Below are 23999 nucleotides of genomic sequence, written 5' to 3'. Positions count from 1 at the left end.
CGGCGACAGCGTGCAACGGTGGCAGAGTCGAAACTGCGCCAGCGCACGGAGGGACGCCTGGACCGATCCCGCGACCCCGCCATCCTCGATGCGGCCCTGGCGGCGTTGAATGAACACGGGTACGACGCCACGAACATGAACGACATCGCCGAGCGCGCCGGCGTCGGAAAGGCCGCGATCTACCGGCGTTGGTCGTCGAAGGCGGCGTTGCTTGCCGACGCTCTGCTCTACTGGCGGCCCGACCTCCTCGACAACCATGCGCCCGACACCGGAAGCCTCCGCGGTGACCTGGACCTGCTCGTCGAGCGCGTGAAGCGAAATGACGACTCGCTGGTGTCCACGGACCTGATCTTGAGAGTCGCGCTGGAAGCCTCGAAAGACCCCGAGCTGGCCGCGGCCCTCGACGACCTGATGTTGTTCAGGGGACGCCACGTGTTCTCCGCGATCCTGAGTCAGGCCGCCGACCGGGGTGAGATCGCCGGCGACCGGGACTGGTCGGTCGTCGCCGACATCACCACCGCCATGAGCCTGCTACAGGTGGTGCGTGGGCAGCGCGTCGACGCCGGCTTCGTGCGCCACGTGATCGACACCGTGGTGATGCCCGCGATCAGGCACCTGCAGGACGCACGCTGATCACAGCGGCGTCAGGCTGATCGGTTCCTCGGCGTGCCCGGGGTGGGGGTCACCGCAGGTGCCGGCGGGCCACGAGTAGCTCAGCGTGCCCGTCAGGCTCACCGGGTCGAACGAGTACGACTGATCGGCGGGGCCGGTGCTGCCGTCGGCACACACCCGGCCGTTGGGCACGTCGTGGCGGTTGACGGTCCACGGGCCGTCGATCTGCTTGCCGATGTGCACGAGCATCCCGGTGGAACTCGACACCGTCCCGCCACACAGGCCTTCGGGGTTGCACTGCGAGGTGATGGTCCACGTGTTGACCGTCGCCCCGTTGGTGTAGCGGTAGTCGCCCTCGAGCCGGTCGACCGCCCAGGCCGGCGCCGCCGACCCGATCGCGACGCCGGCGACCGCGACCCCGACGACCATCGCACGGGTGAGCATGCACGCAGCATCACACGTTTCACCCATCCACGGCACTGCTTACCCGATGTTCCTGGTCACCAGCCCCGGCACGATGTCGTCGAGCCTGAAGGCGACGGGACGCTCGAGTTGGTCGTACGTGCACGAGCGTGGGTGACGGTCGGGGCGCCACCGGTTGAACTGTGCGGTGTGGCGGAACCGTCGGCCCTCCATGTGGTCGTAGCGCACCTCCACCACCCGCTCCGGTCGCAGCGGCACGAACGACAGGTCCTTGCCGGCGTTCCAGCGCGACCCTTCGTTGCGTCGGGGCGTGCGTTCGCCGGTCCTGTGCGCCGCCCAGTTCCACGGGTGCTCGTCAAAGGTCGTGACCAGCGGCTGCAACTCCGCGAACAATTGCCGCCGGGTGGCCATCGGGAACGCGCCGATCACGCCGACCGATGCGAGTGTTCCCTCGTCGTAGAGCCCGAGCAGCAGCGAGCCGATCGCGTCCGCACCGGATTTGTGCACCCGGTAGCCGGCGACCACACAGTCGGCGGTCCGGTGATCCTTGATCTTGAACATCATGCGCTTGTCCGGTTGGTACGTCAGGTCCAGGGGTTTGGCGATGACGCCGTCGAGGCCGGCGCCCTCGAACTCGTCGAACCACACGCGTGCGGTGTCGAGATCGGTGGTCGCCGGCGTGACGTGTATCGACGGGCCGGATCCGGTCAGCACGTCGACCAGGGTGGCGCGGCGTTGCGCGAACGGCTGTCCGGTCAAGTCCTCGTCGCGCAGCGCCAGCAGGTCGAACGCGATGAACGACGCGGGCGTGCGCTCGGCGAGCATGTTGACGCGGCTGGCCGCCGGATGGATGCGCTGCTGCAAAGCCTCGAAATCCAGGCCGGCATCGGCGGCCACGACGATCTCGCCGTCGACCACGCACCGCGGCGGCAGCTCCGCCATCGCCGCGGTGACCAGTTCGGGAAAGTAGCGCGTCATCGGCCGCTCGTTGCGGCTGCCCAGTTCGACCTCGTTCCCGTCGCGGAACAGGATGGAGCGAAAGCCGTCCCATTTCGGTTCGTAGGACGCGTCGGGCGGGATCGCGGCGACCGACTTGGCCAACATCGGCGAAACCGGTGGCATCACGGGCAGGTCCATCGTCGAAACTTTATCCACGCTCTGTTCGCGATGACTCTGGTCGGCCGCGCGGGTCTGGGTGAGTATGGAACCTGTGGCCACTCGCGCGGAGGAAATCGATGTCGACGGCGTCAAGGTACGGCTGACCAACCGGGACAAGGTGTACTTCCCCAAGCTCGGCAAGAACGGCACCAAGGGCACGCTGTTCGACTACTACCTGTCGGTCGCCGAGCCGATGGTCGCGTTGTTGCGCGACCGGCCGGTGCACCTGCAGCGCTTCCCGGACGGCATCGACGGCGAGGAGATCTACCAGAAACGGGTGCCGGCCAAGCACCCCGACTACCTCGAGACCTGCACGGTGACGTTCCCGTCCGGCCGCACCGCCGACGCGCTCAAGGTCACCCACTCCTCGGCCATCGCCTGGGCCGCCCAGATGGGAACCATCACGTTGCACCCGTGGCAAGTGCGCTGCCCGGACACCGAGCACCCCGACGAACTGCGCATCGACCTCGATCCGCAGCCCGGCACCGGGTTCTCCGAAGCCGGCACGGTCGCGGTGGACATCCTCAAACCGCTGCTCGACGAACTCGGCCTGGTCGGCTATCCCAAGACCTCCGGTGGCCGCGGCATCCACGTGTTCCTGCGGATCAAGACCGACTGGGACTTCATCGAGGTACGACGGGCAGGCATCGCGCTGGCGCGGGAGGTGGAGCGGCGCGCACCCGACGCGGTGACCACGTCCTGGTGGAAAGAGGAGCGCGGCCAACGCATCTTCATCGACTACAACCAGAATGCCCGCGACCGGACCTTCGCCTCGGCCTACTCGGCGCGTAAGACGCCGATCGCCACCGTGTCCACGCCGTTGCGTTGGGACGAACTGCGCGACGCCGACCCCGACGACTACACGATCGCGACCGTGCCGGATCTCGTTGCGCGACGCGACGATCCGTGGGCCGGCATCGACAAACCGCAGTCGATCAACAAGCTGCTCGACATGGTCAAGGCCGACGAGGAACGCGGGCTCGGCGATCTGCCCTACCCGCCGAACTATCCGAAGATGCCAGGTGAGCCGCCGCGCGTGCAGCCCAGCAAGAAGGTCGCGGCCAACTGGGACGACGACGGAAACCCCGTGTAGACCGCGTCAGACCTTCTCGCCGGGCAGCTTGGCTGCCTGCTCGATCCACGACCGCAACTGGTCCTCGTCGAGGTCGTCGTCTTCGCGGATGTCGAGGTAGCGGACCTCGGGGTGCTTGGAGGCCTTGGGCGGCACCGGATTTAGCGACGCGCCCTTGAAGAACGCCACCTGCACGTAATTGGTGTAACAGCGAAACGACACGAACCAGCCGTCGTCGCGGCCGTAGAACGGTTGGTTCCATTTCACCGCCTTGTGCACGTCGGGGACCGCGCGCTCGATCAACTGGTCGAGCCGTTTCCCGACGGCGTGTTTCCAGCCGGGCATCGCGGCGATGTAGTCCTGCACCGGCCCGTTTCCCTCGCCCTTGGGGATCTGAGGATTGCCGCCGGACAGCAGCTTCGGGCGCCCGGTCATCGGATGGCCTCCCCGGTGAACCCGTCGGGATCGGTGAACTCCCCCGCGGTGCTGTTGACGACGAGGCGGTGCGAGCCGGTGCCCTCCGGGGACACGCCGGCGTTCTTGGCCAGGCCGCGGCGGCTCAACAGCGCCATGGTGATCGGGCTCGGGCCGGCGAATTGGACGTACTTGCGGCCGTAACTCTTCGCGACGTCCAGGCCGCGCTCGACGTAGAAGCGCTTGCTGGCCGCGACGTCGGTGACGCCCAATTGGAGCACGAATTCGTCTATCCGGTGCGCCGCCTGCTCCACGGGGTCCCGGTCCTTCTTGGATGACGACGCGACCGTCCAGATCGTGCCGTCGGGCGCGGTCACCGCGCCGCCGTAGCCCCACAGCGACTTCTTGCGCGGCTTCAACTCGGACGCGCCCGCCGCCAGAGCGGCGTCGAGCAACGCGTCGACGGTGGACGGTTGCGGCACCACCAGCGACAGCGTGAAGCCCCGGAAGCCCGACGTCGGCGCGTCTCCCGGTCGGGTGCGTACCGGCAGGTCGGGGCCGAAGGCGGCCGCGTGGAAGGCGTCGGCGGCGGCGGGGTCGGGGGTCTCGAGCGTGACGCACTCGATTCGGGTCATGCCGGGACTCCTCTCGTAGTCGTCCGGTCAGTTTTTCAAATTGAGAGTATCACTCTCGATTCGAGAGTAATAGACTCAATTCGTGACGAACGCCGGAAGATCCGCCGACAGGCCGGGTCAGGCCAGGACCCGCCTGGCGCGCGCCGCGGTGATCGACGCCGCGCGCACGCTGTTCGTCGAACGCGGGTACGGCGCCACCACGATCGAGGCCATCAGCGCCGCCTCGGACGTCCCGCAGGCCACGGTGTACCGGTTGTTCTCCTCCAAGCGCGGAATCCTCAAAGCGATCCTCGACGTGTCGATCGCCGGCGACGACCACCCTGTGGCGTTGCCGGATCGCCCCCAGGTTCAAACACTTGTCGCCGATCCGGACCCGGAGAACCAGGTGGCGGGCTTCGTCGCGGTCGCCTCGGCGGTGAACTCACGCACCGCGGCCGTCTACCGAATCCTCGTCGGCGCGGCGAGTTCGGATCCCGACGCCGCGGCTCTGTTCGAGGAGTTGAACCGCCAGCGACGCGCCGGCCAGGGCCAACTTGCGCGCGCCCTGGGCCGCGCGGGCTCGCTGCGGGACGGCCTGCGCGAGCGAGAGGCCGCCGACATCGTCTACTCACTGATGTCTCCCGAGGTCTATCGGCTACTGGTGCTCGACAGCGGCTGGCCGCCGAAGCGATACGAGCGGTGGCTCACCCAGACCCTCGTGGCTTCGCTGTTGCGATGACATTGCCCGGCCTCGTGGGTCTAGTCGAGTATGGAGACTGTGGACCTTCCCGTGATGCCGCCGTTGGAGCCGATGCTGGCCAAGGCGCAGGCCAAGGTGCCCGTCGAGCCGGGTGTCTGGTCCTACGAACCGAAGTGGGACGGCTTTCGCGCGTTGGTGTTCCGCGACGGCGACGAGGTGGTGCTGCTCTCGCGCAGCGGTAAGGACCTGGGCCGCTACTTTCCCGAGGTCATCGAGTCGGTCCGCGAGGAATTGACGCCGCGCTGCGTGCTCGACGGTGAACTCGTCGTCCCGAGGGAGATCGACGGACGGACCCGGTTGGACTGGGAATCGCTGTCACAGCGCGTGCATCCCGCAGCCAGTCGCATCAAGCTGCTCTCCGAGCAGACACCCGCGCACTTCATCGGGTTCGACGCGCTGTCCACCGCCGACACGTCGCTGTTGAAGGAACCGTTTCGGGTGCGCCGCGAAGCGCTGCTGGAGGCGGTGACCGAAAAGCAGTGGTGCCATGTCACCCGCACCACCGAGGACCCCGCCCTGGGCGCACAGTGGCTCGAGGAGTTCGAGGGCGCCGGCCTGGACGGCGTGATCGCCAAACGGCTCGACGGCCCGTATCTGCCGGGCAAGCGCGAGATGATCAAGGTCAAACACGCCCGCGACGCCGACTGCGTGGCGATGGGCTACCGCATCCACAAAAGCGGTGAGGGGATCGGGTCGATCCTGCTGGGCCTGTACCGCGACGACGGTGAGCTGCAGATGGTCGGTGGCGCGGCGTCGTTCACCGCCAAGGACCGGCTCAAACTTCTCGCCGACCTGGAGCCGCTGCGGCTGGGCGACCAGCTGCGTGAAGGCGACCCGAGCCGCTGGAACTCCGCGGCGGACAAACGGTGGATCCCGGTGCGCCCGGAGAAGGTGTGCGAGGTCGCTTACGACCAGATGGAGGGGAACACGGTGCACGGCAGGCGGTTTCGGCATGCGGTGAAATTCCGGCGGTGGCGCCCCGACCGGGATCCGCGCAGTTGTACCTTCGATCAACTCGACGTTCCCCTCCACTACGACCTCTACGACGTGCTGGAGTCCAGGTGAACCAACGCCACCGAAATGCCGCGCACTCGCGCGGCGAGGATGTTGCATAGGCACATGCGCATTTCGTCGACGGTTCGCAAGTGGTTTGCGGCACTGGCTTTGGTGGCGATGGTGGTCAGCGGTATCGGTATCGGGGCCGTGATGATCTTCGGCAGCATCACAAGCCCGGAACCCACGCAAACCGCCCGGCCGGCGCCGACGTTCGCGCAGCCGACCCCCAAGGTGCCCATCCCGGTGGAGTTCACCATCGGCGTGGCGGTCACCGATACGCAGTGCGCGCCGGAGGGCACCTGCGCCTACAAGTACACGATCGAACCGCAGTACGTCGGCAGGCATCCGCTGCCCGAGACGCCGTTCACGGTCTTCTACGAAGTCAACGGGGGGTTCCAGCCGCAGAAGGGCGAGTTCACCGTGCACAAGGATCAGGCCAAGATCCTCAAGGATGTGGTGGTCGAAGGCCCGCCGAACGCGCAACTGAGGGCCATCGTGATGGATGTGAAGGGCTGATTCGGCGGTATGGCACGAGCATCACCACTGAAGGCGGGCAACGGCCTGCCGCGTGGTGTGCAGGGCGCCGCCGATCCCCGCTTCGAGCGGGTGATGCGCCTGTTCGCCGGCTTGTTTCCGGGCCGACGGTTCGGTGGGGGCGCGCTGGCGGTGTACCTCGACGGCCGCCCGGTCGTCGACGTCTGGACCGGATGGGCCGACCGCGACGGACGTCAACTGTGGACCGCGGACACCGCGGCGATGGTGTTCTCGGCGACCAAGGGGGTGAGTGCCACCGTCATCCACCGGTTGGTCGACCGCGGGCTGCTGTCCTACGAACCCGTCGCGGCGTACTGGCCCGAATTCGGCGCCAGCGGCAAGGAGGCGATCACCCTGCGCGACGTGTTGCGGCACCGCTGCGGGCTGTCGCATCTGAAGGGGGTCACCAAGGACGAACTGCTCGATCACCGGCTGATGGAAGCGCGGTTGGCCGCCGCTCCCGTCGACCACCTCAGGGGGTGGCCGGCCTATCACGCCCTGACCTACGGGTGGATCCTGTCGGGGCTGGCCCGTGCGGTGACCGGCAGCGGCATGCGGGAGTTGTTCCGCACCGAGGTGGCCCATCCGCTCAAGGTCGACGGTATCCACCTCGGCCGTCCACCCAAGGGGTCACCGACCCCGGCCGCCCAGATCCTGGCGCCGCAGAACACCCGCGCCAACCCGGTCTTCGACTTCGTCGCCCCCAAGGTCGCGGGTCTGCCGATGTCCGGTGCGTTCGGCGCGATGTTCTTTCCCGGCATCAAATCCTTTGTGCAGGGGGAGATCCCGTTTCTGGACGGTGAAGTGCCCGCCGCCAACGGGGTGGTGACGGCCCGCGCGCTGGCCAAGATGTACGCGGCCCTCGCCAACGGCGGTGTCATCGACGGTGCGCAATTCTTGTCCGAGGACCTCACCCGCGGGTTGGCGGGCACGCCGCGACCGTGGCCCGACCTCAACGTCGGGGTGCCGATGCCGTTTCATCTCGGCTACCACGGCTCGCCGATTCCCGGTCTGCTCAAGGGATTCGGTCACATCGGGCTCGGGGGCACGCTGGGCTGGGCCGATCCGCAGAGCGGCAGCGCGTTCGCGTTCGTGCACAACCGACTGCTCACGCCGATGGTGTTCGACATGGCCACGTTCGCCGGGTTGGCCAAACCCATGCGCAACGCGATCCTCGCCGCCCGACGCAACACCCCGGTGCGGGTGCCGGCCTACGGCGCGCGGGCCCGCGGTTAACCGGCGGACGCGACGCCCCGTGCCTGCGGAAGCGGCAGGTCGTTGTAGGTCACGATGCCCGGCGCGGCGGCGACCACGGCCGGGATCGCGTGGATCGGCGGCATCGCGGTCATGATGTGGCCGAGCACGAAGAAGTCCTCGATCGACGTGGCGTTCTCGATCATGTCCTGCGGCGGCAGGAAACCGACCGCCATGTTGACCGTCGGCCGCCCGTCGATGGTGATCTTCCAGCCGTCGCCGTCCATCGGCCAGTCGGGGTCGAGCGTCTGGCCCTTCTTCCACCGAACGCTGATCTCCACCACCGTCTTGCCGTTGGCGATGCCCTGCCAACTGGCGTAGACCCCCGCGACGTGGCCGGCCGGGATGGTCCACGACGCCATCTTGAGATCCTCTGTGGTCTGGGCGTATTCGGGCACGCACTTGATCTCGTCGAGCGTGACTCCGATCGCGTCGGCGACCAGTCGCACGGCCTCGGCGAAGATCGCCGTGCCCTTGGCGGCCATCGGCGTCAGGCCCGGGTCGTCGATCGCGGTGCCGAACCCGACGGGCCGCTCGGTGTCGGGGGAGTCGTAGAGGGTGGTGTCGGCGGATTCGGAGATGGTGATCTTGTCGATCCGGTCGCACGCCGAGGCCGCGACAATGGCCAGCAGTTCGGCGAAGCCCGGGCTCACCCCCGACCCGAAGATGCTCGAGCCGCCCGCCTGGCACGCCTGCTCGATGCGGTCGCGCGCGGCTTCGAGGTTATGGCCGGTGATGAACGAGGCCGACGACACCACGTTGATGCCGGCGGACAGGATCTTGACGAGTTCGTCGACATCGATCCACATCGGGTTGTAGACCACGACGTCGGGCTTGGTCGCCAGCAGCGCCTCGACGTCGTTGCTGGCCGCCACTCCCAGCGGGGCGATGCCCGCCAACTCGCCCGCGTCGCGGCCGACCTTGTCCGGCGACCAGGCGTACAGGCCGACCAGATCGAGATGCGGATGGTTGGCGATCGCGGTGATCGAACTCTTGCCGACATTTCCGGTGGTCCACTGGACCACGCGATACGTAGTGGTGTTTGGCACCCGCACAGCATAGGGCCGCTCGGCGGGTTTCGGTGGTGTTTTTTACCGACTGGCGAAAATTGATTTACGCTGACGGGGATGAACGGGGCGCCGGGTCGAACCAGGGGCCGCCCACCGCGGATCAGCAGGGCGCAGATCGTGGCGGCGGCACGAACGGTCGCGCCCGCCGGACTGACGATGCAGGCGGTGGCCAACGAACTCGGGGTCAGCCGCAAGGCGCTGCACTACTACGTGGGCGACCGGGAGGGCCTGTTGACGTTGATGGTGCTCGATCTGTTCGAGCGCGAACTCGAACCCGTCGAGTTACCGGACGGCGACGACTGGCGCGCGGTGTTGCGCGCCTACGCGATCGCGTTTCGTGACGGCCTTGTCCAGGTCGGCGTGGCCACCGACTTCACCCAGCTGAGCGGTCTGAGTACCTCGGCGGCGCTGGGGCTGGCCGACCGCGTGCTCGACGCGCTGCTGTCGGCGGGGCTCGACCCCGACAGCGCCCGCCACGGTCTGACCGCCGCCTCCAACATCGCCCAGTCGGCCGCGCAGACCGTCGTCGCGCAGGCCGGCGCCGCTGGTGTGCACCGGCATCGCGCCGAAACCAGCGAGGCCCTCCGGCGCGAACCGCAGGACACCTATCCGGCGTTGCGCGCGGTGCTGGCCTCGGCCGAACCCAAGGGCCGCGACGCCGAGACACAGTTCGAGTTCGAACTCGACCTGTTGACCGAAGGCCTGCAGCGGCTGCTGGCGCGTTAGGCGGGGTTACACCGCCGGCGTCAGGGTGGCCTTGCCGGTGCGCTCGGTGCCGTTGCGGTCGATCCAGGTCAGGTCGACGACGTCGCCGGGGTAGTGCCGGTCGAGGACATAGGTCAAGGTGGTGGCCGAGTCCAGGGGCGTGCCGTCGAGAACGATCAGCACATCGCCGTCCATCAACCCGGCCCGTTCGGCCGGGCCGCCGCGCAGCACCTCGGCGATGAGGACGCCGGGTGTGCGCTGCGGCGCAGTGCGCACCCCGACGCCGAGCAGCACGGGTGGCCCGATGTGCACATTCTCCGACGGCACCCGCGACCGGATCTGGTCGGCGATCGCCATCGCGTCGTTGATCGGGATCGCATAGCCCTGACCGCCCGGTCCCATCCGGAAGTTCACCGATGCGGCCGTGGTGATCCCGACGACCTGGCCGGCGCTGTTCACCAGCGGGCCGCCGGAGTCACCGGCCACCACCGGGGCCGCGAACTCGATCAGCCCCGACAACTCGTCCTTGCTGCCGGTGAGGGTGTCTTCGGCGTTGACGGTCTGACCGAAGGCGGTGACCGAGCCGACCTCGCGGGTCAACGGCCGGTGCGAACCCATCGCATTGCCCAGCGCGACCACCGGTTCGCCCCCGACCAGCTGCGCGGAGTCGCCGATGGGGGCCGCCGGCAAGCCGCTCGCGCCGATCAGTTGCAGCACCGCGATGTCGTGGCGCCGGTCGTAGCCGACCAGTTCGGCCGGGTAGGCACGGTCGGCCACGGTCGCGGTGATCCGGTCGGCGCCGGACACGACATGGAAGTTCGTCAACACCTGGCCGCCCGGGTCGAGCACCACGCCCGCACCGTTGCCGACCGCGCCTTGGTAGTAGATCTCGGTGTCGATGCGCGCCACGGCCGGCTCAACGCCGGTGGCCGCGGCGAGCGGGTCGGCGGGGGCGGCCGTGGCGGGCGCCGGCAGCACCGGCACGACCACGGCGAACATCATGGCAAGCGCAGCCAGCAGCGTCGCGAGCGGGCGACGGGTGCGAAGTATGCCCATGGGTTCATAGTGCCCGAAGTCGGGGCGCTTAATCCTCGATCGCCACGCCGCCGCGGGTTCGTCTGCGGCGACGCCCGGTCGATTCGGTCTTGCCCGACGGGCGGCGGTTGCGCAGCTTGCCGCCCTTTTCCGGAGCCTCGTCGGTGTCGTCGGTCGCGTCGGGCTCGGTGTCTTCAGGCTCGTCGCCGTCTTCGGTCTCTTCGGCCTCTTCGGTCTCAGCGGTCTCGTTGGCTTCTGCCATCTCGGCGACCTCGGTGGTTTCGGTGTCGTCGGTCGCCCCGGCCTCGTCGGCCTTCTTGCGCCGGCCGCGACGCTGCTTCGATTTCGGCTTGAGCGGCTTGGGTGGTGGCGGCGGCAGTTCGGCCACATCGGCCAGGTAGAACGCCATGATGCCCAGCAGGGCGATCGCGGCGGCCGCGCCGTAAAGTCCGAACAGCCACTGGCCGGCGACGTCGAGCGAAAGCCAGATCTCGCTGATCGCGGCGCCGACGATCAGCACCCCCGCCAGTACGTGCAGCACGATCGACCAGGTCCGCAGCGTCAGTGCGAGCTGGGGGGTGCGGAACTCCGGTCTGCGGGTGCGTAGCAGCGTGAACACCACCGGCAGTGCGGCCAATCCGATCAGCGCGCCGGTCACGATGCGCGCCACGGTGCCGAGGGTGTGCGACGTGACACCCATCAGCTCCCACCAGCGGGGCATGACGAACGCGAAGAACAGGGCCGCGGCGACCACAGAGAACGAGGCGTGCCACACCACCGCGACCCAGCGCCGCATACTCCTCCTCGTGATTGTCTGGCCGGGGTGCGACCACGCCTTCGCTATTTCGCTATGTGGTCGCACCCCGGTCCGGATGCGGAGGATGCGGGATTTGAACCCGCGAGGGCTATTAACCCAACCCGCGTTCCAGGCGAGCGCCATAGGCCACTAGGCGAATCCTCCGCGGGCCATGGTAACCGACCGCGGCCGAGCGGCCCGTCGAGTTGCGGCCGCGGTGGGTATTAGACTCGCCGTGGACCCCGCGCGGCGTCCATCCTGTGAACTCCCCCAGGGCCGGAAGGCAGCAAGGGTCAATGGGCTCTGGCGGGTGCGCGGGGTCCCCTCAACTATCCCCGCTCTCGCGAAAGGCGCGCCCCGTGTCGTTTCAGTCGCTCGGCCCTGATGAACTTCGGGCACAACACGAGCAGCAGAAACGTAACTACGAGGAGCTGATGGCCAAGGGCCTGCGCCTCGACCTGACCCGCGGAAAACCGTCCCCAGCCCAGCTGGACCTCGCCAACCCGCTGCTCACGCTGCCCGGTGACGGCCCGGACGCCTTCCGCGACGGCGACGGTACCGACACCCGCAACTACGGCGGGCTGCACGGACTGCCCGAACTGCGGGCGATCTTCGGCGAACTGCTCGGCATCCCGGTGCCCAATCTGATCGCGGGCAACAACGCCAGCCTCGAGTTGATGCACGACGTCGTGGTGTTCTCGATGCTGCACGGCGGGGTGGACTCGCCGCGGCCGTGGCGCGCGGAACCGACGGTGAAGTTCCTGTGCCCGGCGCCCGGCTACGACCGGCACTTCGCGATCACCGAGACGCTGGGCATCGAGATGATCACTGTGCCGATGCGTGAGGACGGCCCGGACGTCGACCTCATCGAGGAACTCGTCGCCGCCGACCCGGCCGTCAAGGGCATGTGGTGCGTGCCGGTCTACTCCAACCCGACCGGAGTCACCTACTCGTGGGAGACGGTCCGGCGCCTGGTCCAGATGCGAACGGCGGCAAACGATTTCCGGTTGATCTGGGACAACGCGTACGCGGTGCACACCCTGACCCACGAGTTCGAGCGCAACATCGACGTGCTCGGCCTTGCCGAGGCCGCGGGCAACCCGCACCGGCCGCTGGTGTTCGCGTCGACCTCCAAGATCACCTTCGCGGGCGCCGGGGTCAGCTTCCTGGGCGGCTCGCTGGGCAACATCGCCTGGTATCTGCAGCACGCGGGCAAGAAGACGATCGGGCCCGACAAGGTCAACCAGCTACGGCACCTGCGTTTCTTCGGCGACGCCGACGGGGTGCGGCTGCAGATGCAGCGGCACCAGGCGCTGCTGGCGCCCAAGTTCGCCGCGGTGGCCGAGATCCTCGAGGACCGGCTGGGCGAGTCGAAGATCGCGTCGTGGACCGACCCCAAGGGCGGCTACTTCGTCAGCCTGGACGTGTGGCCGGGCACCGCCCGCCGCACCATCGCGCTGGCCAAGGACGCCGGCATCGCGGTGACCGAGGCGGGAGCCACGTTCCCGTACCGGAAAGACCCCGAGGACAAGAACATTCGCATCGCACCCACATTTCCCGACGAGCCCGAGCTGCGGGCGGCGATCGACGGGCTGGCCACCTGTGCGCTGCTGTCCGCCACCGAAGCGCTGATGGAGAGCTGATGGACCACCCGGCCCAACCCGTCACACCGCGTCGGTAGCCTGCGCAGCGATGGCGCTCTACCGCAAGTACCGACCGGCCACCTTCGCCGACGTGGTCGGCCAGGAACACGTCACCGAACCGCTGTCCACCGCGCTGTCGGCCGGACGCATCAACCACGCCTACCTGTTCTCCGGGCCGCGCGGGTGCGGTAAGACGTCGTCGGCCCGGATTCTGGCCCGCTCGCTGAACTGCGAGCAGGGTCCCACCCCGACGCCGTGCGGCACGTGCGACTCGTGTGTGGCGCTGGCCCCCAACGGACCGGGCAGCGTCGACGTCGTCGAACTCGACGCGGCCAGCCACGGCGGCGTGGACGACACCCGGGAACTACGCGACCGCGCCTTCTACACCCCCGCCCAATCGCGCTACCGCATCTTCATCATCGACGAAGCGCACATGGTCACCCCGCAGGGTTTCAACGCGCTGTTGAAGATCGTCGAGGAACCGCCCGACCACCTGATCTTCGTGTTCGCCACCACCGAGCCCGAAAAGGTGCTGCCGACCATCCGGTCGCGCACCCACCACTACCCGTTTCGGCTGCTGGCGCCGCGGACCATGCGCTCGCTGCTGGAACGCATCTGCGCCCAAGAGGACGTGACCGTCGACGAGGCGGTGTACCCGCTGGTCATCCGCGCGGGCGGGGGCTCTCCCCGCGACACCCTGTCGGTGCTGGACCAACTGCTGGCCGGCTCCGAGGCCGGCGCGGACGGCAGCCGCATCAGCTATCCGCGGGCGCTGGCGCTGTTGGGCGCCACGGATGTGGCGCTCATCGACGACGCGGTCGACGCGCTGGCCGCCGGAGATGCCGCGGCGCTGTTCGGTGCGGTGGAGGCCGTCATCGATGCCGGCCACGACCCGCGACGGTTCGCCACCGACCTGCTGGAACGGTTCCGGGATCTGATCGTGCTGCAGTCGGTGCCCGACGCCATCGCCCGCGGTGTCGTCGACGGGCCCGAGGACGTGTTGGAGCGAATGCGTGAGCAGGCCACGCGGGCAGGCGTCGCGACGCTGACCCGCTACGCCGAGGTGGTGCACGCCGGGCTGGGGGAGATGCGCGGGGCGACGGCGCCGAGGCTGCTGCTGGAGGTGGTGTGCGCGCGGCTGCTGTTGCCGTCGGCCAGCGACACCGAATCGGCGCTGCTGCAACGCATCGAACGTATCGAGACGCGCCTCGACATGGCGATCCCGGACGCCGGCCAGGTGCCGCCGGCGCCCAAGCAGTTCGTCCGCAAAACCAAGGCGGAAACCCGAGCCGAAACCAAGCCCGAGCCCCGTCCGGAGCCCGCCCCGGAGCCTGCGCCGCAACCGCAGGCCAAGCCCGCGTCACCGCCGCCCGTGCGGCCGCCGTCGGACCCGGCTGTGGAGGCGCCGCCAACCGCGCCTGCCGCCCGTGCCGGCGAGCCGAACGCGGCCGCGGTGCGCAGCATGTGGCAGACGGTGCGGGAGAAGGTGCGCGAGCGTAGCCGCACCACGGAGGTGATGCTGGCGGGCGCGATCGTGCTCGACGTCGACGGCGACACGCTCGTCCTCAGCCACGAGTCCGCGCCACTGGCCAAAAGGCTTGTCGAGCAACGCAACTCCGATGTCATTCGTGAGGCGCTCAAGGATGCGCTGGGCGTCGACTGGAAGATCCGCTGCGAGACCGGCGCCGCGCCGCCCGCCGCAGCCGAACCGCCGCCGCCCGCCGCGGCCGCCCTCGCACCGCCGCAGGACGACGACGAGGAGAGCATGCTGGCGGAGGCGGGCAGCGAGACCGTCGAGGTGACCCGCCGCGACCCCGAGGAAGCCGCGCTGGAACTGCTCCAGAACGAGCTCGGCGCCCGCCGTATCGACGGTTAGCGCACTACGCCGTCCACCACGGCCGCAGCGGCAGACCGCCGTCGTAGCCGTGCGAGTCCGGCTTGACCGCCAGGACCTGGTGCAGCTGAACGATGTTGGTTTCGAAGCCGAGGCGCGATCCGGCCATGTACAGGCCCCACACCTTGGCGGTGGCCAACCCGACCTCCTCGACGGCCTCGTCCCAGTGTTCGACGAGATTGCGGCACCAGTCGCGCAGCGTCAACGCGTAGTGGTGGCGCAGGTTCTCCTCGTGCATCACCTCCAGGCCCACGTCCTGGATCTCGGTGATGATCCGGCCGGAGCCGGTGAGTTCGCCGTCGGGGAACACGTAGCGGTCGATGAAGCCGCCGGCCGTCGGCGCCGACCGGTTGTCCGGGCGGGTGATGCAGTGGTTGAGCAGCAACGCCCCGGGTCGCATCTTGGACTTGAGGAAGCCGAAGTAGGCCGGATAGTTCTGCACGCCGATGTGCTCGGTCAGGCCGATCGAGGACACCGCGTCGAAACCGGACTCCGCGATGTCGCGGTAGTCGCCGTGGCGGATCTCGGCCAAATCGGACAGGCCCTGCTCGGCGATGGCCTTCTGGCCCCAGGTGGCCTGCTCACGGGACAGCGTGACGCCGATGGCCTTCACGCCGCGCTCGGCGGCGTAGCGGACCATGCCGCCCCAGCCGCATCCCACATCGAGCAGCCGATCGCCCGGCGAGAGCCGTAGCTTGTCGAACACCAGCCGCCACTTGTTGTCCTGCGCCTCGTCCAGGCTCGCCTCGGCGCTGGGATAGCACGCGCAGGTGTAGGTCATCGACGGCCCGAGCACCCACTGGTAGAACCTGTTCGATACGTCGTAGTGGTGGTGGATCGCCTCGGCATCCCGGGTCCGGCTGTGCCGCAACCCTTCTGCGATGCGACGCCACCGCGGCAGCGCCTCCTGCGGAGGCGGGGCGATCGGCTTGAGGTGTTCGAAACCGATGGAGCGCACGATGTTTGCCAGCACCCGCGCGGGCGGCCTCTTGAACTCCATCTTGTCGGCCAGGGCCCGCAGAAGCTCATACGGGTCGCCGGGGTGCACACCGCGCGGTTCGAGGTCGCCGGACACGTAGGCGCGCGCCAAGCCGAGGTCCCCGGGGGCGGTGGCCAGATACGTCGTGCCGCGCGGAGTCAGCAGTTCCAGTCCCAGTTCGGCGTCTTGCGGCCCGGCGCTGCTGCCGTCGTATGCGGTGAACCTCAGCGGTAACCGGCCGCCAGCCAGGATCTCGAGGATCTCGGCCAGCGTCAGCTTGTTGGCCGGCGCGTGTGTCGGGTTCTCCTTGAACGTCGTCATCGTCTTTGCACCGCCTTCGCGTACAGGTCGAGGAGTCGTGTGTCCGGATCGTATGCCTTTTTTACGGTCTTGTAGGTTTCTCCGCCATAGAGCTCGTCAAACTCGTCGCGGCTGTAATAGGCATCCGAGTACAGCGATTTGTGCCCGTCGAGTCCGCTCACCTTCCGTTCGATCAGCTTGTTCGTGTGGCCCTGCTCCTCGGGCCAGCCCGGGCCGACCGGCACCGAGGACCAGAAACCGATGTTGACGTAGGTGTGGTGGGGGCGAATCGGGTAGAGCGGCCATCCGCCGTCGTCGCGCAGGCGCAGCGGACACACCCAGATCGGTTCGATGGGGACGTTGCCCAGAAACCAGGTCAGGAACTCGGCGGTCCGCGTGATCGGCACCTCGACGTCCTGCACGACGCGCTCGCGCGGCGGGCGGCCGTTGCGCATCTCGATGCGGTCGGCGATGTCGAAGCGCTGGTCGAGCGCGACCAGCTTCCAGTAGAAGCTGCTGCGTCGGTAGCGCCGCGGCCAGAACCGCCTGATCCGCGGGTTCTGCACGCCGAAGGCACGCGAACACCAGAACCAGTCGGTGTCCCAGCGCCACAGATAGTCGTGGATGGTGAGCCGGTCGTCGACGGCGCCTTCGGCATGCTGTATCGAGCGGTAGTAGATCTGCTGACCGGTGTAGTCGCTGACCGGGCCGGGGGTGGAGGTCTTTAAGCCCAGCGTCAGGTAGCTCTCGTCGGCGGTGAACACCACGCCGTCGAGGTAGTCCACCTCGACACCCTCGTGCCCGCCGGTCTCGACGATGCGGTTCATCGCGTCGACCATGTCCTCGATCGCGTGAAACCGCAGGTGCCGGACCGCGACGAACGGCCGGACCGGTTCCAGCTCGATCTTCAGCCGCACCGAATAGCCCAACGTGCCATACGAATTGGGGAACGCGCGGAAAAGGTCGGCGTGGGTGTCGCGGCTCGCGGTGAGCACCTCGCCGGATCCGGTCAGGATGTCCATCTCCAGCACCGATTCGTGCGGCAACCCGTTGCGGAACGACGCCGACTCGATGCCCAGACCGGTGACGGCCCCGCCGAGCGTGATCGTCTTCAGCTGCGGCACCACCAGCGGCGACAGGCCGTACGGCAGGGTGGCCGCGACGAGGTCCTCGTAGGTGCACATGCCGGCCACGTCTGCGGTGCGCGCGTCGGGATCGACGGAGATGACACCGGTGAGCCCGGACACGTCGAGGCCCTTGGCGGTCGGCTTGGCGCGCGCCCGAAAGAGATTCGAGGTGGGTTTGGCGAGTCGGACGGTGGCATTCGGCGGGATCGCCCGATAGCTGGCGAGAAGCCGCCCTACCCCCGCCGCATGAGCAGTACGTGCGTCGGCCTCATCAACTGACACGGATATACGCTAGTCCGCGTCGCCCATCGATGCGACCGCACAGTCACTACCAGGAGTAATCAGATGGCACAGGTCAGCGCGTCCAGCACCGTCCTGGTCGACGCCGCCCCCGAAACCGTGTTGGCGGCGATCGCGGACTACTCGACCGTGCGCCCGAAAGTCCTTTCGCCCCACTACAGCGAGTACCAGGTGGTCGAGGGCGGGCAGGGCGCGGGCACGGTCGCGCGCTGGAAGCTGCAAGCCACCAAGTCGCGGGTGCGCGACGTGGAGGCGCATGTCGACGTGGCCGGTCACACCGTCATCGAGAAGGACGCCAACTCGACGATGATCACGAACTGGACCGTCGCACCCGCCGGGCCCGGGTCGTCGGTCACGGTCAAGACCACGTGGCAGGGCGCGGGCGGTATCGGCGGGTTCTTCGAGAAGACGTTCGCGCCGCTGGGCCTTCGCCGGATCTACGACGAGGTGCTGGCCAACCTCAAGAAGCACCTCGAGGGTTCTAACTAGAACCCAGGAATCCGGCGATTCCGCGGACCACGCCCTCGGCGTACTTCTGCCTGCCTTCGGGCGTCTTCATCAAGGCGGAGTCGGCGGGATTCTTCATGTTGCCGAGTTCGACCAGGATCGACGGGAACTGGGCCAGGTTGAGCCCGGCGATGTCCGAGCGCGGATTGAGCCCGCCCGAGCCGATGTAGGTCGACGGCACGAAGCCCGAGGCCTTCAACTGGTCGCGCATGATGTTCGCGAGCCGCACCGACGGGCCGGCCTGGGCGTCGTTGAGCGGCGGCGACGAGTACAGGACGTGGAAGCCGCGGCCGGTGGGCGGGCCACCGTCGGCGTGGATGCTCACGATCGCGTCGGGCCGAAGCGAGTTCGCCATCGCGGCGCGTTCGTCCACGCACGGCCCGAGGCCGGTGTCGTCGCCGCGCGACATCGCGGTGCGCACACCCAGCGCGGTCAGCGCCTGCCGGATGCGCAGCGTCGTCTCCCAGGCGAAGGTGTGCTCGGCGTAGCCGTCGTCGGTGGAGGTGCCGCTGGCCTGGCAGTCCTTGGTGCCGCCGCGGCCGGTGGTCACCTGCCGGCTGATCGAGGCGTCGTTGGCGCCGTTGTGGCCGGGGTCGAGGAACACGATCTTGCCCGCGATGCTGACCGGTGCCGCGTCGGCTCGGGTCGGCGGGTAGGCGAGCGTCGACGCGGTGATCAGCAGTACGGCACCGATCGCGGCGCCGACACGCAGGCGGGCAGGCACGGGCGTCACCGTAGCCGCGACCGCGACTACGCTGAAAGGCCAAACCGCCGCATGCGGGGGACAGAGACCAAGTCGAAACCAACACGCAAGGGGATCGTCATGCAACCCGGAGGCCAACAGCCCGACATGTCGGCGCTCCTCGCTCAGGCCCAGCAGGTGCAACAACAGCTGATGGAGGCCCAGGCGGCGCTGGCCAACGCCGAGGTGCACGGTCAGGCCGGCGGCGGTCTGGTGCAGGTCACCATGAAGGGCAGCGGTGAGGTGGTCGCGGTCGCGATCGATCCCAAGGTCGTCAACCCCGACGACGTCGAGACGCTGCAGGACCTGGTCGTCGGCGCCATCGCCGACGCCGCGAAACAGGTCACCATCCTCGCGCACGACCGGCTGGGCCCGCTGGCCAGCGGTATGCGCGACCTCGGCCTACCGGGCACGTAATTGTTCGAAGGACCCGTACAAGACCTCATCGACGAGCTCGGCAAGCTGCCCGGCATCGGGCCGAAGAGCGCGCAGCGGATCGCGTTTCATCTGCTGTCGGTCGAACCGCCCGACATCGACCGGTTGACCGCCGCGCTCAACAGGGTCCGCGACGGGGTGAAGTTCTGCGCTGTGTGCGGAAACGTCTCCGACGCCGACCGATGCCGCATCTGCGCCGATCCGCGGCGGGACGGTTCGGTGGTGTGCGTGGTCGAGGAGCCCAAGGATGTGCAGGCCGTCGAGCGCACGCGGGAGTTCCGCGGCCGATATCACGTGTTGGGTGGGGCGCTGGACCCGTTGTCGGGCGTCGGCCCCGAACAGCTGCGAATCCGTGAGCTGCTCAACCGGATCGGTGAACGGGTCGACGGGGTGGACATCACCGAGGTGATCATCGCGACCGACCCCAACACCGAGGGCGAGGCGACCGCGACCTATCTGGTGCGGATGCTGCGCGACATCCCGGAGTTGACGGTGACGCGTATCGCCTCGGGTCTGCCGATGGGCGGCGACCTGGAATTCGCCGACGAGCTGACGCTGGGCCGGGCGCTGGCAGGCCGCCGCGCCATGGCCTGACGCGAAACGTACGTTAGCGAGGCCGCTACTCGTACTTTTCCTCGCTAACGTGCATCTCGCGGAGTTGTCAGTGCGCGGGGGCACGCTCTCTCGGGTGGGGGAAGTCTTTCTGGGTAGCGAGGCCCTGGTTCGCGGCGACGTCACCGAACATGAACTGCGACGCTGGTATCGGCCGATCTTCCGAGACGTGTACCTGGACAAGAGGGTGCAGCCGTCGCTGCGAGACCGGACAACGGGCGCGTGGTTGCGGACGCGACGCGACGGAGTCATCGCGGGTGCCGCGGCGTCTGCGCTGCATGGCGCGTCGTGGGTCGAGCCCGACATACCGATCGAGGTCATCTCCAGTCGTCTTCGAAGGCAAGACGGTCTCATCGTGCGCACTGAAATGCTCGCATCCGACGAGATCACGTGGGCAAGCAAACTTCCGGTCACGACCCGCGAGCGCACGGCGTTCGACCTGGGGCGTTATCTGCCACGCGAAGAGGCCGTCGCGCGACTCGATGCGTTGATGCGGGTGAGGGAGTTCGCCATCGAGGACGTGCTTCTTCTGGCCAACCGCCACAGCGGCGCGCGGGGGCTGAAGTCATTGCGAAGGGTGCTTCCGCTTGTCGACGGCGGGGCCGACTCACCGCGGGAGACCTGGTTGCGGTTGCTGTACATCGACGCTGGTCTGCCTGCGCCGACGACCCAGATCCCCGTTGTCGACGCGAAGGGGCGGTTGATCCGGATGCTCGACATGGGTTGGGAGGATTACCTCGTCGGGTCGGAGTACGACGGCAGCCGACACCAGACAGAACGGCGGCGTTACGTCAAGGACGCCAGGGTGATGCGCACGCTGCGGGCGATGGGTTGGATTGTCGACCAGGTGATCAAAGAGGACAGGCCCGACGACATCGTCGCCCGCGCGCGGGAGGCATTGCTGTCCAGGGGCTGGCGACCTGATTAGGCGCGGCGGGGGGCGGCCAGCCGTTCCTTGCGCAGCTGGGTGACCTCGTCGATGTCCAACGGCGCCAGCTCACCCACCACTTGGCTCAGCAGATAGTCGGCGAGCTCCGGATTGCGCGCCAGACACGGCCCGTGCAGGTAGGTGGCCACCACGCTGCCCTGCACCGCTCCGTCGACACCGTCGCCCGCGCGGTTGCCCGCACCGGTGACCACCCGGGCGAGCGGCCGCGCCGAGGTGCCCAATACCGTTCCGCCGCGGTGATTCTCGAAACCGGTCAACCGCTGCGAGAGTTCGGGCAGCAACGGCTGCGAGACCACTTCGCCGATCGTGCGCTCGTCCTGCGGCGAGGTGGTGGCGTCGAGCAGCCCGACGCCTTCGACCCGCTCGCCCGACGACGTCTCATACCAGTGGCCCAGCACCTGAATCGCCGCGCAGATCGCCAGCACCGGCGCTCCGCGTGCGGCAGCCTGCTGCAGCCCGGGGTAGCGCATCAGGTGCTTGGTCGCCAGCCGCTGCGCGTAGTCCTCGGCCCCGCCCAGGGTGTACAGGTCCAGTTCGGCGGGCACCGCATCGGCCAGCGTGATCTCGACGATCTCGGCGTCGTGCCCGCGCATCCGCAGCCGCTGGCGCAACACCACTGAATTGCCGCCGTCGCCGTAGGTGCCCATCACATCGGGCAGCACCAGCCCGATCCGGACCGTCGACTCAGCCATTGCCGACCTTGGTCAGGGCCCGGCTCAGCTGCAGGAACGCGGTGTAGTTCGCGACCACCTCGACGTGCCCGGGCGGACAGGACGCGATGGCCTTGACCGGGTCGTGCACCAGGGTGTGCTCGACGCCCGCGTAGCCCAACCGCACGGCCAGGTCGGTGCCGCGTTCGCCCGCGGCGACGACGGGGTGGTCGACGAAGTGCTCGAAGTCGACGTCCCACAGCCAGGACAGGTCTTCGCCGTCGGGCACCCGCCCGTTGACCGAGATCACCACCGACCCGGCGGCGGTGTCGACCATCGACAGCGCCTCCTGCCAGCCCGCCGGGTTCTTGGCCAGCAGCATGCGCACGGTGTGCGGCCCGATCCGCACGGTGCTGTACCGGCCCGCGACCTCGTCGACCCCCGACACCGCGGCCACCGCGGCGGCCGGGTCGGCGCCCAGCGCGACAGCCGCCGCCACCGCCTGAGTCGCGTTGCCGCGGTTGACGTTTCCCGGCAGCGCCAAGCGCATCGGCAAGGACAGCCCGTCGGGGCCGTGGATGTGGGTGTCGTCGTACCACCACTGCGGGGTCGGCCGCTTGAAATCGGTTCCCGTCGAATACCAGTGGCTGCCGTCGCGCACGATGACCTCGCCCGACCTCGGGCAACTGACCGAATCGTTGGCCCAGCCGCCGCCGGCGGCCACCCACACCACGTCGGGGCTGTCGTAGGCCGCCGACGTCATCAGCACGTCGTCGCAGTTGGCGACCACGACCGTGGCGCGATGGCGCGCCAACCCGCCCCGCAGCGTGCGCTCGATGTGGTTGATCTCGCCGACGCGGTCGAGTTGGTCACGCGACAGGTTCAGCAGCACGAGAACGTCGGCGGCCACCGCATCCATCACGTGCGGGACGTGCATCTCGTCGACTTCCAGCGCCGCCAGCGGCGCGTCGCGCGATCCGGCCAAGGCGGCCACCAGCCCCGCGTCCATGTTGGCGCCCTCGCTGTTGGTCGCGACGGACCCCATCGTGTCCAGCGCCGCGGCCACCATCCGGGTGGTGGTCGACTTGCCGTTGGTGCCCGTCACCACCACGGTGCGACGACCCACGCCCAGCTGGCGCAGTATCGAACGGTCCAGCGCGATCGAGACCAGGCCGCCGATCATCGCGCCCGCACCGCGCCCGGTGACCCGCGACGCCCAGCGCGCCCCGGCCCCGGCCGCCAGCGCGACCCGTCCACGTGTGGTGACCATCCCCGGCAGTCTAAATAGGGCCGTGGCGGGGCCGTCCGACACGCCGCCTGACCCGAGCGCCGACGTCCCGGGTTTGTCACAGCTGCGTGCCATCCTCGAACTGTGAGCCACTGCTGGGGACGTCCGGCAGCAGAGCCCGGCGCGGGCTGGGCCGTCGTCGACGTCGAGACTTCGGGCTTCCGGCCCGGACACGCCCGCGTCGTGAGCATCGCCGTCCTCGCGCTCGGCGACGACGGCAACGTCGAACACAGCCTGTACACCCTGCTCAACCCCGGCGTCGATCCCGGCCCCACCCATGTGCACGGGTTGACCGCCGAGATGCTCGACGGTCAGCCCTGCTTCGGCGACATCGTCGGTGATCTGATCGAGCTGCTCAGGGGCCGCACCCTGGTGGCCCACAATGTGGCGTTCGACTACGCGTTTCTGGCCGCCGAGGCCGAGATGGTCGAGGCCGAACTGCCCATCGACTCCGCGATGTGCACCGTCGAACTGGCCCGCAGGCTCGCGCTGGGCACCGAGGACCTGCGGCTGCAGACCCTCGCCGCGCACTGGGGGATCACCCAGATCAAGCCGCACGACGCGCTCGACGACGCGATGGTGCTCGCGCAGATCCTCAAGCCGGTGCTGATGCGGGCCAGGGAGCGCAGGGTCTGGCTGCCGCTGCGCCCGCTGTCGCGCCGGGCGTGGCCGAACGGGCAGGTGACCCACGAGGAGCTGCGTCCGCTCAAGCAACTGGCCTCGAGGCTGCCGTGCCGGTACCTCAACCCCGGCCGGTTCGTCGCGGGGCGCCCACTGGTGCAGGGCATGCGGGTAGCGCTGGCCGCCGAGGTCACCCGCACCCACGAGGAGCTCGTCGAACGAATCGTGCACGCCGGGCTGGCCTACACCGACGCCGTCGACCAGGAGACCTCGCTGGTCATCAGCAACGATGCCGACCCGGACCACGGCAAGGGCTATCAGGCGCGCGAACTCGGTGTCCCGCTGGTCACCGATGCCGACTTCCTGGATTGCCTGGAGAACGTGATCGGCGGCAGCGCCATCGAAGAGTTCACCGATCACACGCTCGGCGGCGAGCAGTTCGCGTTGTT

Annotated in this window: 26 protein-coding genes, 1 tRNA gene and 1 other RNA gene; 15 read left to right on the top strand and 13 right to left on the bottom strand. The window is 68.6% G+C overall.

Translation table 11 applies throughout. The features are described 5' to 3' along the window. Positions 1 to 18 precede the first annotated feature (18 nt). The gene (locus tag ABQE89_RS23050) at positions 19 to 633 is read left to right on the top strand and encodes a TetR/AcrR family transcriptional regulator (protein ID WP_448420989.1); all 615 of its coding nucleotides are present in this window, start codon (positions 19 to 21) and stop codon (positions 631 to 633) included. On the opposite strand, the gene ABQE89_RS23045 is transcribed toward ABQE89_RS23050, so the two are convergent. After that, positions 634 to 1056: a hypothetical protein gene (locus tag ABQE89_RS23045; RefSeq protein ID WP_448420987.1), complete on the bottom strand. Its 423-nt coding sequence runs from the start codon at positions 1054 to 1056 to the stop codon at positions 634 to 636. It abuts the gene before it with no gap. Positions 1057 to 1095: 39 nt separating this feature from the next. Next, positions 1096 to 2172 (bottom strand): ATP-dependent DNA ligase, encoded by a 1077-nt coding sequence (locus ABQE89_RS23040; RefSeq protein WP_448420985.1) that lies wholly within the window; start codon positions 2170 to 2172, stop codon positions 1096 to 1098. 73 nt (positions 2173 to 2245) lie between these two features. On the opposite strand from ABQE89_RS23040, the gene ligD reads away from it, so the two are divergent. Further along, positions 2246 to 3286: a non-homologous end-joining DNA ligase gene (gene ligD, locus ABQE89_RS23035; protein WP_448420983.1), complete on the top strand. Its 1041-nt coding sequence runs from the start codon at positions 2246 to 2248 to the stop codon at positions 3284 to 3286. Positions 3287 to 3292: 6 nt separating this feature from the next. Here ligD and ABQE89_RS23030 read toward each other — a convergent pair whose 3' ends face one another. Together ABQE89_RS23030 and ABQE89_RS23025 are read right to left on the bottom strand one after the other, a co-directional pair. Continuing rightward, on the bottom strand, positions 3293 to 3700 hold the full coding sequence (locus ABQE89_RS23030) for a DUF1801 domain-containing protein (RefSeq protein ID WP_448420981.1): 408 nt from the start codon (positions 3698 to 3700) through the stop codon (positions 3293 to 3295). Then, positions 3697 to 4314, bottom strand: a complete 618-nt coding sequence (locus ABQE89_RS23025) for a VOC family protein (RefSeq protein WP_448420979.1) — start codon at positions 4312 to 4314, stop codon at positions 3697 to 3699. Before ABQE89_RS23025 ends, ABQE89_RS23030 begins: the two co-directional genes overlap by 4 nt. Before the next feature lie 82 nt (positions 4315 to 4396). Here ABQE89_RS23025 and ABQE89_RS23020 point away from each other — a divergent pair, with 82 nt between their 5' ends. Genes ABQE89_RS23020 through lipL form a run of 4 tightly spaced genes read left to right on the top strand, consistent with a single transcriptional unit; the run spans position 4397 to position 7879 of the window. Beyond that, the gene (locus ABQE89_RS23020; RefSeq protein ID WP_448420977.1) at positions 4397 to 5032 is read left to right on the top strand and encodes a TetR/AcrR family transcriptional regulator; all 636 of its coding nucleotides are present in this window, start codon (positions 4397 to 4399) and stop codon (positions 5030 to 5032) included. 30 nt (positions 5033 to 5062) lie between these two features. Beyond that, positions 5063 to 6118 carry an ATP-dependent DNA ligase gene (locus tag ABQE89_RS23015; RefSeq protein WP_448420975.1) on the top strand — a complete coding sequence of 352 codons (1056 nt, stop codon included), beginning with the start codon at positions 5063 to 5065 and terminating at the stop codon, positions 6116 to 6118. Positions 6119 to 6172: 54 nt separating this feature from the next. Continuing rightward, positions 6173 to 6625 (top strand): hypothetical protein, encoded by a 453-nt coding sequence (locus ABQE89_RS23010; RefSeq protein ID WP_448420973.1) that lies wholly within the window; start codon positions 6173 to 6175, stop codon positions 6623 to 6625. Positions 6626 to 6634: 9 nt separating this feature from the next. Continuing rightward, positions 6635 to 7879 carry an esterase/beta-lactamase LipL gene (gene lipL, locus ABQE89_RS23005; RefSeq protein WP_448420971.1) on the top strand — a complete coding sequence of 415 codons (1245 nt, stop codon included), beginning with the start codon at positions 6635 to 6637 and terminating at the stop codon, positions 7877 to 7879. Here lipL and ABQE89_RS23000 read toward each other — a convergent pair. Further along, positions 7876 to 8946 (bottom strand): NAD(P)H-dependent amine dehydrogenase family protein, encoded by a 1071-nt coding sequence (locus tag ABQE89_RS23000; protein ID WP_448420969.1) that lies wholly within the window; start codon positions 8944 to 8946, stop codon positions 7876 to 7878. The genes lipL and ABQE89_RS23000 overlap by 4 nt on opposite strands. A gap of 78 nt (positions 8947 to 9024) precedes the next feature. Between ABQE89_RS23000 and ABQE89_RS22995 the strand changes: the two genes are divergently transcribed. Beyond that, complete coding sequence (locus ABQE89_RS22995; RefSeq protein ID WP_448420967.1) at positions 9025 to 9693, top strand: TetR/AcrR family transcriptional regulator; 669 nt, start codon at positions 9025 to 9027, stop codon at positions 9691 to 9693. A 6-nt stretch (positions 9694 to 9699) separates the two neighbouring features. Here the strand turns inward: ABQE89_RS22995 and ABQE89_RS22990 are convergent, their stop codons facing one another. The 3 genes from ABQE89_RS22990 to ABQE89_RS22980 all read right to left on the bottom strand — a co-directional run bounded on the left by ABQE89_RS22990 (position 9700) and on the right by ABQE89_RS22980 (position 11668). Next, positions 9700 to 10728 carry a S1C family serine protease gene (locus tag ABQE89_RS22990; RefSeq protein ID WP_448420965.1) on the bottom strand — a complete coding sequence of 343 codons (1029 nt, stop codon included), beginning with the start codon at positions 10726 to 10728 and terminating at the stop codon, positions 9700 to 9702. A gap of 28 nt (positions 10729 to 10756) precedes the next feature. Then, positions 10757 to 11503 (bottom strand): lipid uptake coordinator LucA, encoded by a 747-nt coding sequence (locus ABQE89_RS22985; protein ID WP_448420963.1) that lies wholly within the window; start codon positions 11501 to 11503, stop codon positions 10757 to 10759. A 79-nt stretch (positions 11504 to 11582) separates the two neighbouring features. Beyond that, positions 11583 to 11668, bottom strand: a tRNA-Ser gene (locus ABQE89_RS22980). 69 nt (positions 11669 to 11737) lie between these two features. On the opposite strand from ABQE89_RS22980, the gene ffs reads away from it, so the two are divergent. From ffs to ABQE89_RS22965, 3 genes are all read left to right on the top strand, one after another. Further along, an RNA gene (ffs, locus tag ABQE89_RS22975) (signal recognition particle sRNA small type) lies at positions 11738 to 11832 on the top strand. Positions 11833 to 11862: 30 nt separating this feature from the next. Further along, entirely contained in the window at positions 11863 to 13146 is a 1284-nt protein-coding gene (locus ABQE89_RS22970; RefSeq protein WP_448420961.1) for an aspartate aminotransferase type Ic, read from the top strand. Between the two features lie 49 nt (positions 13147 to 13195). Continuing rightward, the gene (locus ABQE89_RS22965; protein WP_448420959.1) at positions 13196 to 15022 is read left to right on the top strand and encodes a DNA polymerase III subunits gamma/tau; all 1827 of its coding nucleotides are present in this window, start codon (positions 13196 to 13198) and stop codon (positions 15020 to 15022) included. 4 nt (positions 15023 to 15026) lie between these two features. Here the strand turns inward: ABQE89_RS22965 and ABQE89_RS22960 are convergent, their stop codons facing one another. Then, a complete protein-coding gene (locus tag ABQE89_RS22960; protein WP_448420957.1) occupies positions 15027 to 16340 on the bottom strand; it encodes a class I SAM-dependent methyltransferase in 1314 nt (437 codons plus the stop codon). Then, positions 16337 to 17728 carry an FAD-binding oxidoreductase gene (locus ABQE89_RS22955; protein ID WP_448420955.1) on the bottom strand — a complete coding sequence of 464 codons (1392 nt, stop codon included), beginning with the start codon at positions 17726 to 17728 and terminating at the stop codon, positions 16337 to 16339. Before ABQE89_RS22955 ends, ABQE89_RS22960 begins: the two co-directional genes overlap by 4 nt. A gap of 63 nt (positions 17729 to 17791) precedes the next feature. Here ABQE89_RS22955 and ABQE89_RS22950 point away from each other — a divergent pair, with 63 nt between their 5' ends. Beyond that, a complete protein-coding gene (locus ABQE89_RS22950) occupies positions 17792 to 18235 on the top strand; it encodes an SRPBCC family protein (RefSeq protein ID WP_448420953.1) in 444 nt (147 codons plus the stop codon). Here ABQE89_RS22950 and ABQE89_RS22945 read toward each other — a convergent pair. Next, complete coding sequence (locus ABQE89_RS22945; RefSeq protein ID WP_448420951.1) at positions 18228 to 18977, bottom strand: Rv3717 family N-acetylmuramoyl-L-alanine amidase; 750 nt, start codon at positions 18975 to 18977, stop codon at positions 18228 to 18230. The two genes, ABQE89_RS22950 and ABQE89_RS22945, sit on opposite strands and share 8 nt — an antisense overlap. Positions 18978 to 19076: 99 nt before the next feature. Here ABQE89_RS22945 and ABQE89_RS22940 point away from each other — a divergent pair, with 99 nt between their 5' ends. From ABQE89_RS22940 to ABQE89_RS22930, 3 genes are read left to right on the top strand one after another with little or no spacing between them, the layout of a single operon-like run. Continuing rightward, the gene (locus tag ABQE89_RS22940) at positions 19077 to 19412 is read left to right on the top strand and encodes a YbaB/EbfC family nucleoid-associated protein (protein WP_448420949.1); all 336 of its coding nucleotides are present in this window, start codon (positions 19077 to 19079) and stop codon (positions 19410 to 19412) included. Further along, positions 19413 to 20024, top strand: a complete 612-nt coding sequence (recR, locus tag ABQE89_RS22935; protein ID WP_448420947.1) for a recombination mediator RecR — start codon at positions 19413 to 19415, stop codon at positions 20022 to 20024. Between the two features lie 49 nt (positions 20025 to 20073). After that, positions 20074 to 20970, top strand: a complete 897-nt coding sequence (locus ABQE89_RS22930) for a type IV toxin-antitoxin system AbiEi family antitoxin (RefSeq protein WP_448420945.1) — start codon at positions 20074 to 20076, stop codon at positions 20968 to 20970. On the opposite strand, the gene ABQE89_RS22925 is transcribed toward ABQE89_RS22930, so the two are convergent. Both ABQE89_RS22925 and ABQE89_RS22920 read right to left on the bottom strand, forming a co-directional pair. After that, positions 20967 to 21683 (bottom strand): type 1 glutamine amidotransferase, encoded by a 717-nt coding sequence (locus ABQE89_RS22925; RefSeq protein WP_448420943.1) that lies wholly within the window; start codon positions 21681 to 21683, stop codon positions 20967 to 20969. The two genes, ABQE89_RS22930 and ABQE89_RS22925, sit on opposite strands and share 4 nt — an antisense overlap. Continuing rightward, positions 21676 to 22911, bottom strand: coding sequence for a Mur ligase family protein (locus ABQE89_RS22920; RefSeq protein ID WP_448420941.1), 1236 nt, complete (start codon positions 22909 to 22911; stop codon positions 21676 to 21678). Before ABQE89_RS22920 ends, ABQE89_RS22925 begins: the two co-directional genes overlap by 8 nt. 102 nt (positions 22912 to 23013) lie before the next feature. On the opposite strand from ABQE89_RS22920, the gene ABQE89_RS22915 reads away from it, so the two are divergent. Beyond that, positions 23014 to 23999 (top strand): DEDDh family exonuclease (locus ABQE89_RS22915; protein ID WP_448420939.1); only part of this gene is annotated, 986 nt, incomplete at its 3' end.

The organism is Mycolicibacterium sp. XJ1819 (genome assembly GCF_053483675.1).
This window is presented reverse-complemented; position numbering and strand designations above follow the sequence as displayed.

What these genes read in the sequence shown, in the direction of transcription:
- ABQE89_RS23045 (WP_448420987.1), bottom strand. Translation starts at nt 1,056, where the DNA reads ATGCTCACCCGTGCGATGGTCGTCGGGGTCGCGGTCGCCGGCGTCGCG.
- ABQE89_RS23040 (WP_448420985.1), bottom strand. Translation starts at nt 2,172, where the DNA reads ATGGACCTGCCCGTGATGCCACCGGTTTCGCCGATGTTGGCCAAGTCG.
- ABQE89_RS23030 (WP_448420981.1), bottom strand. Translation starts at nt 3,700, where the DNA reads ATGACCGGGCGCCCGAAGCTGCTGTCCGGCGGCAATCCTCAGATCCCC.
- ABQE89_RS23025 (WP_448420979.1), bottom strand. Translation starts at nt 4,314, where the DNA reads ATGACCCGAATCGAGTGCGTCACGCTCGAGACCCCCGACCCCGCCGCC.
- ABQE89_RS23015 (WP_448420975.1), top strand. Translation starts at nt 5,063, where the DNA reads ATGGAGACTGTGGACCTTCCCGTGATGCCGCCGTTGGAGCCGATGCTG.
- ABQE89_RS23010 (WP_448420973.1), top strand. Translation starts at nt 6,173, where the DNA reads ATGCGCATTTCGTCGACGGTTCGCAAGTGGTTTGCGGCACTGGCTTTG.
- lipL (WP_448420971.1), top strand. Translation starts at nt 6,635, where the DNA reads ATGGCACGAGCATCACCACTGAAGGCGGGCAACGGCCTGCCGCGTGGT.
- ABQE89_RS22995 (WP_448420967.1), top strand. Translation starts at nt 9,025, where the DNA reads ATGAACGGGGCGCCGGGTCGAACCAGGGGCCGCCCACCGCGGATCAGC.
- ABQE89_RS22990 (WP_448420965.1), bottom strand. Translation starts at nt 10,728, where the DNA reads ATGGGCATACTTCGCACCCGTCGCCCGCTCGCGACGCTGCTGGCTGCG.
- ABQE89_RS22985 (WP_448420963.1), bottom strand. Translation starts at nt 11,503, where the DNA reads ATGCGGCGCTGGGTCGCGGTGGTGTGGCACGCCTCGTTCTCTGTGGTC.
- ABQE89_RS22965 (WP_448420959.1), top strand. Translation starts at nt 13,196, where the DNA reads ATGGCGCTCTACCGCAAGTACCGACCGGCCACCTTCGCCGACGTGGTC.
- ABQE89_RS22960 (WP_448420957.1), bottom strand. Translation starts at nt 16,340, where the DNA reads ATGACGACGTTCAAGGAGAACCCGACACACGCGCCGGCCAACAAGCTG.
- ABQE89_RS22950 (WP_448420953.1), top strand. Translation starts at nt 17,792, where the DNA reads ATGGCACAGGTCAGCGCGTCCAGCACCGTCCTGGTCGACGCCGCCCCC.
- ABQE89_RS22940 (WP_448420949.1), top strand. Translation starts at nt 19,077, where the DNA reads ATGCAACCCGGAGGCCAACAGCCCGACATGTCGGCGCTCCTCGCTCAG.
- ABQE89_RS22925 (WP_448420943.1), bottom strand. Translation starts at nt 21,683, where the DNA reads ATGGCTGAGTCGACGGTCCGGATCGGGCTGGTGCTGCCCGATGTGATG.
- ABQE89_RS22920 (WP_448420941.1), bottom strand. Translation starts at nt 22,911, where the DNA reads ATGGTCACCACACGTGGACGGGTCGCGCTGGCGGCCGGGGCCGGGGCG.